This window comes from Psychrobacter sp. T6-1, from assembly GCF_052258445.1.
Genome location: NZ_JBQQFC010000040.1, coordinates 1 through 14832, shown reverse-complemented (window position 1 = coordinate 14832; position 14832 = coordinate 1). Strand labels below are relative to the sequence as shown.

At 45.0% G+C, this 14832-nt stretch carries 9 protein-coding genes and 1 pseudogene; 5 read left to right on the top strand and 5 right to left on the bottom strand.

From position 1 onward, the window contains the following. The 5 genes from ACTXGO_RS04355 to ACTXGO_RS04335 all read right to left on the bottom strand — a co-directional run. Positions 1–536 (bottom strand): methionine ABC transporter permease (locus ACTXGO_RS04355; protein WP_443573466.1); only part of this gene is annotated, 536 nt, incomplete at its 3' end. A 36-nt stretch (positions 537–572) separates the two neighbouring features. After that, positions 573–1343: a methionine ABC transporter ATP-binding protein gene (locus ACTXGO_RS04350; protein ID WP_317199185.1), complete on the bottom strand. Its 771-nt coding sequence runs from the start codon at positions 1341–1343 to the stop codon at positions 573–575. A 250-nt stretch (positions 1344–1593) separates the two neighbouring features. After that, on the bottom strand, positions 1594–3468 hold the full coding sequence (locus ACTXGO_RS04345; protein WP_317199184.1) for an ATP-binding protein: 1875 nt from the start codon (positions 3466–3468) through the stop codon (positions 1594–1596). 24 nt (positions 3469–3492) lie between these two features. Beyond that, positions 3493–4215, bottom strand: coding sequence for a response regulator transcription factor (locus ACTXGO_RS04340; RefSeq protein ID WP_317199183.1), 723 nt, complete (start codon positions 4213–4215; stop codon positions 3493–3495). A gap of 154 nt (positions 4216–4369) precedes the next feature. Next, a complete protein-coding gene (locus tag ACTXGO_RS04335) occupies positions 4370–5647 on the bottom strand; it encodes an efflux RND transporter periplasmic adaptor subunit (RefSeq protein WP_443543133.1) in 1278 nt (425 codons plus the stop codon). 401 nt (positions 5648–6048) lie between these two features. Between ACTXGO_RS04335 and pilG the strand changes: the two genes are divergently transcribed. The 5 genes and pseudogenes from pilG to ACTXGO_RS04310 form a co-directional block, all read left to right on the top strand. Then, on the top strand, positions 6049–6426 hold the full coding sequence (gene pilG / locus ACTXGO_RS04330; protein WP_317199181.1) for a twitching motility response regulator PilG: 378 nt from the start codon (positions 6049–6051) through the stop codon (positions 6424–6426). 59 nt (positions 6427–6485) lie between these two features. After that, positions 6486–6848, top strand: a complete 363-nt coding sequence (locus tag ACTXGO_RS04325; protein ID WP_317199180.1) for a response regulator — start codon at positions 6486–6488, stop codon at positions 6846–6848. 3 nt (positions 6849–6851) lie between these two features. Then, positions 6852–7382: a chemotaxis protein CheW gene (locus ACTXGO_RS04320; RefSeq protein ID WP_435949622.1), complete on the top strand. Its 531-nt coding sequence runs from the start codon at positions 6852–6854 to the stop codon at positions 7380–7382. A gap of 500 nt (positions 7383–7882) precedes the next feature. Beyond that, a pseudogene (locus ACTXGO_RS04315) lies at positions 7883–8926 on the top strand (methyl-accepting chemotaxis protein); the annotation flags it as partial. A 273-nt stretch (positions 8927–9199) separates the two neighbouring features. Further along, the coding region (locus ACTXGO_RS04310; protein WP_443573463.1) for an Hpt domain-containing protein at positions 9200–14832 on the top strand (5633 nt) is incomplete at its 3' end.

The following is a 14832-nucleotide window of genomic DNA, read 5'->3' as shown; positions in this document are numbered from 1 at the left end:
CCAATCATACCTGCTGCTGCCGAATAAGACAGCAGACTGATACAGAGAATCGTCACTGACAAAACCAGCCCTGAGCGCGATTCATTAAGTAGTACCTTGATGATCGTAAAAGGGCGCGCGCCCATAGATTCGGTCGCTTCGATAATTCCGCGCGGTACTTCACGCAAGTTTTGCTCGACTAAGCGGGCAAAGTAGAACGAGCCTGCAATCGCCAGCACTAATGAGGCCGCTATAGGGCCAATGCCCGTACCGACAATAGCTTTGGTAAACGGGCTCATCGCAATCATCAAAATGACAAACGGAAAAGCGCGCATAAAGTTGGTAATACCGCCAAGCACACCGTATAGCGCCTTGTTTTGCAAAAACTGTCTATCGCTAGACAAAAACAAGAAAATGCCAAACAGACCACCGATAATGATAGCAGTAGTCGTTGAGATACCTAGCATGACAAAGGTATCAACGGAAGCTTGCCAAATCTCAGAACGCAGCGCCCAAAGCTTGTCAATTGAGGTCGATAATTCAGCGCCAGTCATCATGTCAATCTCTATTTATCTATCTATTTGAGCTTAAATTTAGTCTTCTTGAACCAGACCCTGACCAATTAGAGTGGCCGCTTGAATGCTACCGTCACGGACATCGGCCACTTCAAGCAGTTGTCCTTGATGAAGCAAGGCGGCGCGGTGGCAAAGTCTGCGAATCACGCTCATCTCATGGGTGACAATAACGATAGTCACGCCTAACTGTTCATTGATATCGCGCAAGCAGGTGAGCAAACTACGGGTGGTCGCAGGATCAAGCGCCGAGGTGGGCTCATCGGCGAGCAATACTTTAGGGCTTGGCGCGATAGCACGAGCGATACCGACGCGCTGCTTTTGACCGCCTGATAACTGCGCAGGGTAGTGACTGGCGCGATCAGTCAAATCAACAATGGCAAGGCACTCCATCACCCGTTTATGAATATCGCGGCTAGGGTAGCCTGACACCGTTAAATTGAACGCGACATTATCAAAGACAGTACGATTAGACATCAAGTTAAATTGCTGAAAAATCATGCCAATATTGTGCCGCGCTACGCGCAAATCGCTGGCAGACAGTGTCGTTAAGTCCGTACCATCGATAATAACCTGACCTGAATCTGGACGCTCAAGCATATTAATTAGACGCAATAAGGTTGATTTACCTGCGCCTGAGTACCCCATAAGGCCGAATATCTCGCCTTGCTGAATAGATAGTGAGGTCGGCTCAACCGCAGTAAACCAATGCGCCCTACCGTCTGCGCCTTTGATCGAGCGGTCGCTCATAAAGCTTTTGGTCACATCTTTTAGGGCAATCATGTCGCTCATGGCAGGCTCGATATCTGCTAGATTTTATTTTGCAAAGAAAACAATAGGTATTTATAAGGGGCGACAATATAGCATATTAGCAGGGAGCTTGGGTATAGCGAGTGTTGTCGCTAGTACAGACACTATCGTTGTATAAAAAACGCAAGGTCAAATCGTTAAAGGCGTGTGTCAATTAATGTCATGCTGATATGACAAAGCGAGCTAGGCTTATGCCAAATAGAGAAAGAGCTTTATATCAATCAAAAACGCGTTAGAGATGACTGTCATGATCATGAAAGTCATAGTCTGGATTATGCTGCACAGGTAGTACGACCAAAAATCGCGTATGACCATTTATAGTATCGGTTTTGATATAGCCTTGATGAGCGGTGACAATTTGCGCCACGAGCGATAACCCCAGACCTGAGCCTTTTTGCTTTTGTTGCAGGCGCACAAAGGGACTAAAGATCTCTTTGCGCTTATCTTTAGGAATGCCTGACCCTTCATCGATAATAGCTAACACGGCATACTTAGCTACGGGTTCGGCAAGATCTGCTTTTGGTTTATTGAGGTGCTTTTTGAATAAGCCTTCTTTACGAGGTAAAGCTGCGTTCTCACCGCTTTCGATTTCCTTGTTTTCGCTCTTTTTAGGCATTAAAGATGCAAGTGCTGAGGCCGGTGGTCTGTCGGAGGCGCTAAGTTGTGCATCAGTGATACTTTCAAGGTCGTCATTGATAGAAGGTTCAGGAGCGATGTTTTTCTTATCATCAAGAATGAGCGATTCACCGTTTTTGTAGATGATAGGCACAGGTAGATCTACGCTTTTTGTATCAAGCGTTTGTTCATCTGCATGAGTGGTATCCGCTACACTGCCTTCGATTGTCTCATCGCTTTTTAGTTCATCATAATAAGCCAGATCCGAGAGGTTATGATCAGCAAAGCTGCTATTCATAATGCCTTGCAATAGATAGTCAGGCACAGTGTCCGCTTGCTCAAGCGTCTGTACGCCATAGAGTAGGACCGTGATAGGCGGCGTGCCATGCAGCATCGCGTTGGTCAAAAGGTTACGGATAAGGTGAGTGAGCATTGAGGCTTGCCCATCAATAGTAATGTGCTTGCCGATGAGCGTAGCTTCAGGATAGTGTTGGCGCTCTTGATTGACCACGTCGTATAAATCAAGGCGCTCTATTTGCTGGACGGCGTGACCTGCATCTAAGCGACTGACCAAAAGGATACTCTCGACCAAGTCATTAAGACCAGACAAATCGCGGTTCACTGCTTGTGCGCGCTTATCAAACTTGGCTTTGGTATCAGGCGGCATACCGCTTGCAAGCATATCCATCATCTCAATTTGCAAGCGAATACGGGTGATAGGTGTACGCAGCTCATGAGAAGCGTGAGCGAGTAGTAGATTGTTAGCATCAATAAGGTGCTCAATCTTTTGCGCGGCTTGGTTAAATCCACGAGCAAGGGAGGTAATCTCATCATTGCCGCGCGCATTAACGCGAACACTAAAGTCGCCATCACCAAGCTGAGCCATCTGCTGACTCATCTGATTGAGGCGCCAAGTCATATTGCGAGCAATCCACCACAGTACCCCTGCCATAATGATGAGCAGCAGTAGCGTACCTGTAAATAGATTTAGCGCAGCAGAGAGCACAGGCTTTTTGGGTGGCAGGCGCGACTCATACAGTAGCGTATAGCCCGTACTGCTATAAACTTGTGCTTGTTGGGTGGGCGGGGAGTCGGCAAAGGAGGGAAAAGCGCGCATCAATAAAGACGGCGGCGCAGGCAGCTCTAGTGGCAGATCACTATTATCCGTCTGCATAAGCAGGCGACCGTCATTATCGTATAGTCCCATTTTTGCTTGCAAGGACTCATCAAAGATATCGAAGCTTTTTTTGACGACAGCAAGCATAAATCTCGCCTGCAATCGATTGTCATTGCTAATCGAGACATTGAGCTCATTTAAAAACGGGTCTATTTGTCCAAGTATTTGCGTAGCCAGTACTTTGGAGCGGATACTGGCGTCTTTGTCATGAACCAGCTGCGTGAGCAGTACCATAGCGACGGCAAAAAGCGTCAATGCCAGCATGACGCTGGCAAATAGTTTGGCAAATACGGAACGAAAGCCCAGCTGCTGCATCAACGAGTCTCTACTATCAAGCTATCATACCTGATCGGTGGCAAACTGATAACCCACGCCGCGTACCGTGATAATGCGTTTGGGCTGACGAGGATTGTCTTCAATCAATGCGCGCAGGCGTGAGATATGCACATCTATAGCACGATCGATATTGTCTGAGCTGTCGTCGTTGGGCATCGCTTGCCACAATTGCTCACGGTTGAGCACTTTGCCCGAATGCGTAGCAAAATAATGTAATAGCTGGAATTGATGAGTGGTTAAACGTACAGGCTTGTCATCGATAGTAACTTCATGGCTATCTGGAAACACGCTGAGACGACCAAAGGTCAAGCTGTCTGACTGACTGTCTGCTTGATTGGGCTGCTCATGACGGCGGATGACCGAGCGAATACGTGCCAGTAGCTCACGCGGCTCAAAGGGTTTGGAGATATAATCATCAGCACCCATCTCAAGTCCAAGCACTCGATCTGTGGTATCGCCCTTTGCCGTAAGCATAATAATAGGGACTTTATTAGTCATGTTATTCTTATTACCACGAATCTTTTGGCAGACTTGCATACCGTCCATATCAGGCAGCATTAAGTCTAGCACTACCAAATCTATATCGCGCTCTTTGGTATCTAAAATATCGAGACCTTCTTGACCAAGACCTGCATGATGCACATCGTAATAGTTCATAGTGAGATAATCACTAATCAGTTCGGCCAAATCCGGATCGTCTTCAATCAATAAAATCTGCTTACTCATAGTCCATCCTCAAATTGTCGTTGTTATTTATTATGGCTTCTCAAAACTATTTTGCCTAATTCATCCCTTACTAAACAAGACATGCTTTGTTAATGTTTCTATACAATGTAACAGCAAATAAAGTTATGGAACAGACCTATCTATAACAAAGATATTAAGAAACGATGACCAGCTTACCAGCAGACTCGACGGGCAGATCAGCCAAACATATCAAACTATCATTACTCACACCTGCGATAAGGTACTGCTCGGTACTTGGATCATATTCAATGACCTCAACGGGCTGACGAGTCAGGCGCTGGTCTTGCTTGATGATCCAAATATTGGCATTCAATGGCGCAGCGGTTTGATAGGGCGGCTTTTGTAAGGCGCTCAAGTCCACATCATGAAGCGCACTTTTGGGCACGATAGTACCGACTTCTATTTGACCGTAATTGACACGACCCGTAGCACTCATCCCCGGTAATAACTGCGCGCGGCTGACCTCGTTGTCGATAACGCTGACATAGACTAAAAGTTGCTTGGTCGTATTATCAACAGTCAATTTGCTCACTTGACCTGTAAAAGTATCCGTTAATGCTTCAGCACTAAAATTGACCGTCTGCCCGACAGAGAGCTGAGGCTTGGCCTGAATCGGCAAGGTTGCAACAAAATGCAGATTGCTCTTTTCACCAAGTTCTAAGAGTAGCTTGCCTGTCTTTACCGTTTGCCCAGCTTCAATGAAGAGTGCGCTCACATAACCTGAGGTTTTGGCGATTACCGTAACTGGCGTAGATGCAGATTTATTTTTGTTAGAGGTTAAAGTAGCTGTCTTGGGTATGTTATTAGTATCTACGGCTTTAGCTTGGCTTTTAGTGTCCTGCAAGTTAGAGGCAATATCGCCTGATTCTTTATTATTTTTATTGGATATATTGCTTGTCGCTTGCTCGATAGATGCTTTATCTTCTGATTTATTATCTTCTGGTTCATTGCCTTTTGATACGTTATCCTTTAATGCCTTTGTAGCACTACTATCAGAGAGTGTTTGATCGCTAAGAGTATTCGCCTTTTTTGCTTCGCTATTAGTGTTGGTTGCCTGTCGATACACGACAAATAAGGGCGATCCTTTTTCTACCCAGTCGCCCTCTGCAACCAGTATCTTATCTATGATCAAGTCCTTTGCCGCAATCAGCTTTTGCTCCTCGGCAGGCTCAAGTGTGCCTTGTAGACCTAGGCTTGGCTGATAGCGAGACGACTTAATATTTAAAATATGCTCTGGACTCATCAAAACACTGTCAGCTTCAATGATAACGGGCGCTGCCTGCTCATTTGAGTTTAAAGCTGTGTCATCAGTTGCAGGCGGCGGCTGACAAGCAACAAGTAAACAGGCACTTAATACATAAGTGGCACTTATCTTGCATCTTTTTTTGAATAAACGTGAAGAAAAAGTCATACCAGCTACCTTGATAAACAGAAATTTATTATATAGTGAAAAAGGTAGGTTGTAGGCTAATAATTTGCGTATATATATGTTGGCAAGCGATAGATAAATTTTTTAACGTTGGACAATAGATTTTAAATAGCTGGAAAAGCCTAAATAACTATGCTAAAACAAGCGTTGATACATTTTCATTACAAACAAAAAGTATTTGGCAATATTTGAATATATACAAATGGTGATGACTTGCTTTATCTCATTATCACAATCAAGTAGCATAGACGACAAAAGAAGATAATGAGTACAAAATCAAATCATGCTTTAACCACTTAACTTGTGGTTTAACGATAATCAAATAACAAAGCGCTCGTTAAATAATGGCAACATGAATACAGTCGTTTATAGGATAAGAGTATATGGAAAATAATTTTGACGGGCTAAAAATAATGGTCATTGATGATTCAAAGACTATTCGCCGCACGGCAGAGACGCTACTGCAAAAGGCAGGATGTGAGGTTGTAACAGCTATCGACGGGTTCGATGCTTTAGCCAAGATCGTAGATAACAATCCAGATATTATTTTTGTAGATATTATGATGCCGCGCTTAGACGGTTATCAGACTTGTGCTTTGATTAAGAATAATCCTGATTACGCCAGCAAGCCTGTCATTATGCTGTCATCAAAGGACGGGTTGTTTGACAAAGCACGCGGACGTATTGTGGGTTCTGATGAGTACTTAACCAAACCCTTTAGTAAAGATGAGTTGTTTGAGGCTATTAACCAGTATCGCTGATAGCAGAGCAATCAAGCCAATATTTTAAAGTACACCACCGATAAACAAAGGATATACCCATGACTACTGTATTAGTCATCGACGATTCGCCCTCTGAGATGGCAAAATTTCGTGACATGCTGGCCAAGCACAACTTTCAGATACTAGAAGCTATCAATGGTGAGCAAGGCTGCCAAATGGCAACGGATCATCAGCCAGATGTCATCTTAATGGATGTGGTTATGCCTGAGATGAACGGTTTTCAGGCGACGCGAAAGATAACGCGCGGCGCGACAACCTCGCACATTCCTATTGTGATGATCAGTACCAAAAGTCAGGAAACTGATCGGGTATGGGGCAAGCGTCAGGGCGCCAAAGAGTATATCACTAAGCCTGTTGATGAGTCTGAGCTGCTTGATACTATTCGTAGAGTGATGGAGTAACTTGTGGCATCTAGAGGGTTCATTGAGCTTTTACGTCTAGCCGACTTAGCGCGTGCTCGCAAAAGCGGCCGCCGCGGCGGGCAGGAGTCTGATTGGCAAGGACTGGTTTTTGATATTGGCGGACAACGACTCATCGCCCCTATGGGCGAGGTGTCTGAGGTTTTGATGATGCCTGAGTATACAACCATGCCTCTGGTTAAGCCTTGGATGTTAGGGATTGCTAATATTCGTGGGCGCCTGCTGCCTTTGACTGATATGTCCAAATTTTTGCAGATACCAAGCATGCGCACGCAAATGAGCCAGCGCAAGGTACTTGTGATCGATCACGAGACCATGTTCTCAGGACTATTGGTCGATCAAGTGCTCGGTATTGAGCAGTTTAGTCAAGATCAGTACCGAGCAGAAGCCATTGATAGTCAGTCGCCTTTTGCGCCTTACAATCATGGCAAGTTTTATAAGGATGAGCAAGATTGGTTCATCTTTATGCCAAGCTTGCTAGCGCAAGATAAGCGCTATAGCGACGCTGCCATATAATAAGCTGTCATATAATAATAAATAAGATTATAGCGACTGATTGTGATACATCAGTACTCACGTAGACCTTTAGCTATCAAGCGCAATAATCTTGATGGGGACAAGGTCAGTCACGATAAGATTTTTGCGACTGTTTTAAAGGAATGAGCACGATGAGTAATATTACAAAAAGCCCAGCGATCGGGCCAAATAGATCTGTATCGGTACCCAAAGAGAGCGCCAACAAGTGGAAAGGGGTACTTGCCCTTTTGGCCTTGGTGAGCGTAGCCTGTTTATTTTGGCTTATAAGCTCGCTATCTTCGGTCAGTGAGTACGTGACTAACTTTAATCAATCAATAGTGATACCTGCGCTGATATTTGTGGTAGCGCTATTGGGTATTTTGTATGCTTTGTCGCAGATATTTGGACAGCGAGGCAGCTCTGAGCGTTTATTGATCGAAAAAGAGACACTGCGTAATCGTCAAGAAGCCGACGCGGAATCTGAGCGTGCCCGTCAAATTCAAGAAGAGAATGATCGTAACCAGATGGCCATTCTGCGCCTGCTTGATGAGTTAGGTGATTTGGCAGATGGTGACTTGACTGTGAATGCGACAGTATCAGAGGATTTTACTGGAGCGATTGCAGACTCCGTAAACTTTGCAATTGACCAACTTCGTCAGCTCGTCACAGCTATTAACAGCACCGCAGATCGGGTATCGCGCTCATCAGAGCAAACGCAGGTCAACGCCTTTGAGCTTGCCCGCGCCTCAGAAGATCAAGCACAAGAGATCGCAGGCGTATCAGCGTCGATTAGTGAGATGACGCTCTCTATTGATCAGGTATCTAATAACGCTGCTGAGTCAGCTGCCGTCGCCAAACGTTCTGTTGCTATTGCCTATAATGGTGCTGAGGTCGTACAGCGCTCTATCGATGGTATGAATGTCATTCGAGATCAGATTCAAGAGACCTCAAAGCGTATCAAACGCTTAGGCGAGTCCTCACAAGAGATTGGTGATATTGTCGGACTGATTAACGACATCGCTGATCAGACCAATGTGTTGGCATTGAACGCCGCTATTCAGGCTTCTATGGCTGGGGAAGCTGGGCGAGGCTTTGCGGTCGTCGCCGATGAGGTTCAGCGTCTCGCTGAGCGCTCAGCCAACGCCACCAAACAGATCGAAACTCTGGTTAAGACAATTCAGACAGATACTAGCGAAGCGGTTGTATCTATGGAATCAACGACATCAGAGGTGGTGCGCGGTGCGCGCCTAGCACAAGATGCTGGTGAGGCGCTTGAGGAAGTACAAAACGTATCTAGCACCTTGTCTGATCTTATTGAAAACATCTCAAATGCAGCGCAGCAGCAAGCAAGATCTGCGGGAAGTATCTCGCAAACTATGACGGTTATTCAAGACATCACCTCGCAAACCTCATCTGGTACGATGGCGACAGCGCGTTCAATCGGTGAGCTAAGCGAGATGGCATCAGCACTACAAGAGTCAGTTACTGGCTTTAAAATCTCAAATGACGATGAGCAAATAGACGACGCTCACTACAGTTTTTAATTAAAGTACAGAGCCTTTGATTAGAGCATAAAGTGTTTGATGAGAGCATAGAGTGTTTGATGAGAGCGTGCAGTTTTTGATAAAAGCGTAAGGGGGAGACCCTGCGTTATTTAGCATGTTGCGATTGACTTTATTTACAGTCAGTCTTTGGGCGTTTGGTAGTCCGCCAAAAAGATCAAAGCGCTCAATTTTGTGCCAGAAAACCAGTCGCTCCACCTATTGTAAAGTCACTAAATGACAATAATCAGTGCCCAAAAGAGTCAGGATTAACTTATGAAAAATAAGCCCAAGGATATGGTGACGCTTGAGTGGCTACTACCCTCTCTCAACCAGCAGCTCACACAAGTTGCTGAGGACTGGCAACTAGGTTCTGACAATACAAATCCTCAGCAGACCGTAGATCATTACCAAAAGATCATCGATGCGCTGACGATAGCAGACTTGCCTGTGTTGGTAGAGCTGGCTGACAAGCTTAGGTTGCTGATACAAGTAAGCGCTCATACATCACTGGCTGATAAAGACAGACGCACAGGAATGTTGTCGCATCAGTTATTGCAGCATGAGCTAATGGAGTATGTAGAAACAGGAAGCTATCACACCGAACTGCTGAGCGATACTGTAACCGAGCTGACGCGAATACTCGCTACTAATCAAACGACTCAAGACATCTCAGTTGCGAGCATGCAAGGCCTTGACTCTACTACCAATGATAGAGTTGCTATTAGTGACGCTGTGATCGATAACACTGCTACTGACAATATCGATGTGATGGACGCCACTAATGTTATGGACGTCACTAATGTTATGGACGTCACTGATATAGACGGCATTGACGCCTTATCCAAAGATCAATATCAGCAATTATTGTTCGCTTGGCGTCAGCAAGTACAGCAGCTACTTACTATCAATGAGAATCATCGGCCCATCCTAAAAATACTAAAAAAGGTTAGTCATTACCTAAAGCAAACTGCTACTAATGCTGAGCAAGAGCGTCTTTGGCACCTCACTACACTATGGCTCAGTGCTCTTGCACATAATCATATCCCTTTACCTGAACATTATGCCTCACTACTTGCATCATTAGAGCAAGTGATAGAGTCAATCCCAGCGCATAACAATGATGACACTTATCAAGACACTCAAGATACGCTTAAGACACTGACAAATACGATTTATACTGAGCTATTGGCACTCAATGACATCGATGAGCAAACGCTTACGCTCAGTCACTCTTTGATGGATGAGTCATTTAACATCTTATCTCATACCCTAACTGAGCTTGAAACCGTTATATTTAATCTCGACAACCCTCAGACTGTGGCGTCTTCAATGCATCGTATCAGCATGCAGCTTGAGCATAGTGGACAGTCCGCTTACGCAGACCAAGCTCGCATTACCGCGCAGGATACCGAGCAAAGTATGTCATCAGAAGCAGGATTTGCATCGCAGCAGTGGCAGATTGAGCATCAGCTCCAGGAGCTATATAGTGATATCTATCGGACGCTAGACGATGATCAGGCAGCAGATGAGCAAATAGATAATGCTGCGCCAGAAACAACAGCACCTACCGATACAATAGAGTGGACAGCGCTTGATCTAGACGATGATGACTTTGATGATACAGACAATACCTATGATGAGAGTAGCCCTGTTCATGCCCAAGCCTTAGATGACACTGATCATATTAGTTTGGATGATATTGATTTTGAAGACATTAATTTTGAAGGTATTGATTTTAAGAGCACTGATTTTGAAGGTATAGACAGTTTTGATAATCTGCCCAGCGATGATATAGATCTTGAGAAGCAGATGTCATTTGATGAGAACGAAGATGATCAAAAGCTTAATCTTAAAGCCAAAAGTTTTGATGTAGATAAAGACACGCACGATGCCTTTATTGAGAAATCAATGGAAGTCATCAGTGACCTGCAAGATTTTTTACCCGTTTGGGAACAAGATCCCCAAGACCCAACGGCTTTGACAGAGATTCATCGCGGCTTTTTTGTGTTAACGAGCTTAAGCCGTATGGTTGATGCTGTAAGCATTAGTGAGATGACAGCATCTATTGCGCACTTACTCAATGATCGCTTAGACAACGCTAAGCCTGTGCAAGAGGCAGTTGTGACTTTAGTGACTGAGGCGATAGCTCATTTGCCCGAAATGGTCAGTGATTTTAGTGACCCTCAAGATTCAAGCTTTGATGCCAGCGTTATAGTGGCTAATAGTCGTCACTTACTAGACAATACGACAGATGATTTGGACGCTAGTGCGACGAGCACTAACGCTATCGAAGTCGATAACGAGCTTTCAAATAGTGATGACATCAATGACCATTTTGATGTAGAAAACGTGCCTAGCAAACAACAGCCTGTTTTAGCAGTTGCAGATTTGCCTGCAGCGCTACTTCCCTTTATGCCAGACATTGGGCAATTACCCCTTGATGCCAACGATGCTGATCCAGACATCAAAGATATCTTTATAGAAGAGGCTGAAGAAGTCTTAGCTGAGATCTCGCCTTTGTTTGAAGAGTGGCAGCATAACTTGGACAATCTGACGCTTTTACAAGACATCCGCCGCGGCTTTCATACCCTAAAAGGCTCAGGGCGTATGGTTGGTGCCAACTATACCGCTGAGCTTGCTTGGTCTATAGAGAATATGCTTAATCGTATATTAGATGGCAATGTTGTGGCGTCAGCACCTATAAAGACGCTTATTAGCGACGTACTGACCGCGTATCCTGGCATGATGGATGTTTTTGCCGCAGGCACTCATAATTATCCAGCAGATGTGCCTTTGTGGATAGCGTGCGCCAATGCATACAGCCAGCAGCTTGGAGATGCGTTTGATTATAATTTGATAAGAGATAGCACTTCGATAAAAGACAGCTTTGATTTGGCTCAAGCTGAATCGATGACCTCTACCACTGGGTACAACGTAGACGTCGATAGTACGCTACAAACTATTTATTCTATTAATGAAGTAATGGCAGAAGCGCCAGTAGCAATGCCGCCGCAAAGCGAAGAAGAACAAGAGTTTTGTAAGATATTTATCGAAGAAGCAGAAGAGTTACTACAAGATATTAATGATTTTGTTATCTTGCACAAAGACGCCACTGAAGTTGACGTAAGTGACGATATTGTCCGCGCTTTTCATACCTTGCGAGCTGCCTCAGGATCTAGTGCTTTGACAGCTATTAGTGAAGTTGGTGCCACGATAGAAAAAAGCCTAGAGCAATTGCAGCAGCAAGACACGCCGATGAGTGCGCAGCATATTACAGCGCTAACCCAATCTGTGACTTTGATTGATGGGTATTTAAATAGTTATAAGCAGAGCATTAAGCCCCAAGCTTTGACGCCTGAGAATACCCAAAGCCAGCAAGATTTAGTCTCCTTGCAAGCAATGCTTGAAGAGGATACGGTCATAGCACCTGACAATCAGCTGAGCGTTGCCCAATTGTTAGAAGATGATATTGACTCTCTATTAGATGCCGAGTGGCAGTTCACTAAAGTGCTCGAAGCCGCAGATATAGAGCAGACTACAGCCTATATTACCAAGCAAAGAGCGCAAATTGAGCGCCTAAGTCAAAAGACTCAAGAGTCGCCAAAGTTCAGCGCGCTGCTTAGCGCTTTAGATAATGCCTACGCCTATCTGAGCGCTCATCCAGAGCAGGCCTTTGATACTGACAATCAAAGCATACTTCTAGACGGTCATGCCCAATTGGTCGATTTGTTTGATGCGTTAGCTGCTAGCATGTCTTTGAAGGTCGATGGTCAAGTTCTAGAGAACTTGAATAATCTGGTTGATGACAGTGCTGAGACGAGCAAGCTTATCAATAGACCCTTTGCAAATGAGCATGCTACAACCGACAGCTCTATGGACGATGATTATCACCAGGCACAAAGCACTGATTTACAAAGCGACGATTCACAAAACGCTTATGCAGAAAGTATTGAGGCTCAAAGTGTTAAAACTCAAAGCGTTGAAGCTCAAAGTACTGATATGGCATCAGTCAAAAGCCGCCGTGATATAGAGACACAAAGCGAAGCTATCGATACCGACGCTGAACTATTAGAGATATTTTTGGAAGAAGCGCAACAGCTTGATGGCGCTATTGCGCAAGCCTTTGCTAAGTGGCGCATTGACATTGATGACTTTAGTGCCTTAAAGGAGTTGCAGCGCTACTTGCACACCATAAAAGGTGGCGCGCAGATGGCTGAGATCAAAAGTATTGCAGATCTGACGCACGAAATTGAGAGTATCTACGAAGGCTTTATAGAAGCAAAGATAGAGCCAACACTACAGTGGGTTGATATCATGCAAAGGGTGCAAGATGTCTTATCGCTACAGATCACCCATACTGTCAATTATCATGAGTCCTTTTTTGCCGCCTCTTTAACGACTCAGCTAAAGCAGCTGGCAACATCAAAAGTCTTGCCAGAACAAGTTGAGCTGATACTACCTGTACCGAAACCACCTGTACCGAAACCACCTGCACCGACACCGATCACTACAGGGGTATCAGTAGAAGTACAGAATCCATCACAAGAGGATAAGCGTGTAAGTTTAGAGGACTTAATTAATAGCTCTTGGCCAAATGGCTTACCCGATAGCGATATCTTAGATGTATTCTTAGAGGAAGCTGAAGAGATTACCAATCGCAATCAGAATCTATTAGCACTGATAAGCGATGCTGATACAGTGGCTAATGTGCAAGTACTGCAGCGTGATTTGCATACGCTAAAAGGCGGCGCGCGTATGGTTGACGCCAGTGGTATCGCCGACCTTGCGCATGAGATGGAGACCGTCTATGAGTCCCTAGCAGACGGTCGTCGTCCCGCTACTGACACTATTAAAGCCCTGCTAGTCGCCTGTCATGATTGGTTAGCTGACGCTATAGCGATACTCAAGCAACAAGTCAATCCGTCAGCCCCCGTGTCTTTAATCAGCGCCTTACAGCAATTTATCAAAGATCCAAAGCAGCTAGTATCCATACCAAAAGAATCTTTGCAAGAACAGCGCCGCGCAATCATGGCAGCTCAAGCACCGCTACCATTACAAACAAAGCTGCAAACGTTAACTACTACAACTTTGCAAGAGGCATCGTCTACAAAGCTGCCTGCATATCAACCATCAGAGGCTTTAGCTCAAAGCCCAAATCAGCAGCAAATAACTCCTAATGGTCACGACATCAGTGTCATGCCTGATATGAGTGGTCAGTTCGCGCAGCAAGAGCAGCGAGCGGATAGCAATGAGATGATCCGAATATCAGGTGGCCTCATTGAGCACATGATTAACTTGTCGGGTGAGTCAGCGATTAACCGTGCTCGTATCGATATGGGTATGAGTAGCTTGACCGGTAGCATTGAGGAGATGGGAGTAACTGTACAGCGTCTCGCCGATCAGTTGCGCCGAATGGAGATTGAGCTTGAGGCGCAAATCCTATCACAGATTGATGAAGAGCTTATTAATCATGAAGGATTTGATCCGTTAGAGATGGACCAATATTCATCCTTAAATCAGTTGTCTAAGTCCTTAACGGAGTCCGCCTCTGATTTGATTGACATTAACAGCACCTTGCTTGAAAAGACGCGAGATAGCGAAAGTCTACTACTGCAGCTATCTCGGACGCAAACAGAGCTACAAGATGGCTTGATGAACTCTAGAATGGTGCCGTTCACCCGTCTAAAACCTCGTCTTGAGCGTACAGTGCGTCAAACTGCCAATCAGCTTAACAAAAGAGTCGCTCTAACAATCAAAAACGCAGAAGGTGAAATAGACAGAACTATCCTAGAGCGTATCACTTCGCCTTTAGAGCATATGCTACGTAATGCTGTCGATCACGGTATTGAAGATGCCAAAATACGTGAGAACGCTGGCAAGAGTAGTGAGGGTAATATCTCACTAGA